The sequence below is a fragment of the uncultured Amaricoccus sp. genome, assembly GCF_937858865.1.
GTDB lineage: Bacteria > Pseudomonadota > Alphaproteobacteria > Rhodobacterales > Rhodobacteraceae > Amaricoccus.
Genome location: NZ_CALLYO010000188.1, coordinates 1 through 1237 on the forward strand (window position 1 = coordinate 1; position 1237 = coordinate 1237).

Annotated in this window: 2 protein-coding genes; both read left to right on the forward strand. The window is 72.7% G+C overall.

All coding sequences use genetic code 11. The features are described from left to right. Positions 1–1016, forward strand: a 1016-nt coding sequence (locus Q0112_RS05170) for a lipocalin-like domain-containing protein (protein WP_367278439.1), incomplete at its 5' end; no start/stop codon positions are given. A 3-nt stretch (positions 1017–1019) separates the two neighbouring features. Beyond that, the coding region (locus tag Q0112_RS05175) for a DUF2237 domain-containing protein (RefSeq protein ID WP_297972361.1) at positions 1020–1237 on the forward strand (218 nt) is incomplete at its 3' end.

A 1237-nucleotide genomic window follows, 5' to 3' on the forward strand; every position in this document is an offset into this window, starting at 1 on the left:
TCATCCTCGCCGCCCCGGCCCTCGCCCAAGGCTACGCCGGCCTCGACCAGCCGGCCGAGGACTTCGCCCCCGTCACCGCCCCGGCCGACATCGCCTTCCCGAGGGACCACGGCCCCCACCCCACCTTCCGCCTCGAATGGTGGTACGTGACCGCCAACCTGACCGGCCCGGACGGCACCCCCTACGGCGCCCAGTGGACGCTCTTCCGCCAGGCGACCCGCCCCGGCGGCGAAGCCCCCGGCTGGGAGAGCCCGCAGATCTGGATGGCCCACGCCGCCGTCACCTCCGCCTCCAGCCACCGCTATTCCGAGACCTTCGCCCGCGGCGGCATCGGTCAGGCCGGCGTCACCCTCTCCCCCTTCACCGCCTGGATCGACGACTGGTCGATGACCGGCCCCGACGACAGCCTCTCGCACCTCGCCCTCGCCGCCCGCGGCGACGGCTTCGCCTACGACCTCGCGCTCTCGACCGACCGCTCCCCCGTCCTCCAGGGCGCCGAAGGCCTCAGCGTCAAGTCCGAGCGCGGCCAGGCCTCCTACTACTACAGCCAGCCCTTCTATGCCGTCGCCGGCACCCTCACTCTCGACGGCGCGGAGATCCCGGTCACCGGCCGGGCCTGGCTCGACCGCGAATGGTCCTCCCAGCCGCTCGCCGAGGGCCAGCACGGCTGGGACTGGTTCGCCCTCCACCTCGAGTCGGGCGCCCGCGCCATGATCTACCGCATGCGCCAGGACGAGGGCGCCTTCCTCGCCGGCACCTGGATCGACCCGGACGGCACCCCTCACCCGCTCCGCCCCGACCAGATCGAAGCCACCCCCGGCGCCACCGCCGAGGTCGCCGGCCGCAGCATCCCCGTCGAATGGCACCTCGCCATCCCCGACTTCGGCCTGGCGGTGGACACCGAGCCCCTGAACGCGCAAAGCTGGATGGGGACGGCCTTCGCCTACTGGGAAGGCCCCATCCGCTTCGCCGGCTCGCATGCCGGCACGGGCTACCTCGAGATGACCGGATACTGACCCATGCAGATCGAGCTCGACCCCAGCCTCAACGTCCTCGGCGAACCGCTGAAGCCCTGCTCGTTCGACCCGATGACCGGCTTCTTCCGCGACGGCTGCTGCAACACCGGCCCCGAGGACCGCGGCCGCCACACCGTCTGCGTCCGCGTCACCGCCGAGTTCCTCGCCTTCTCCCGCGCCCGCGGCAACGACCTCACCACCCCGCGCCCCGAGTTCGGCTT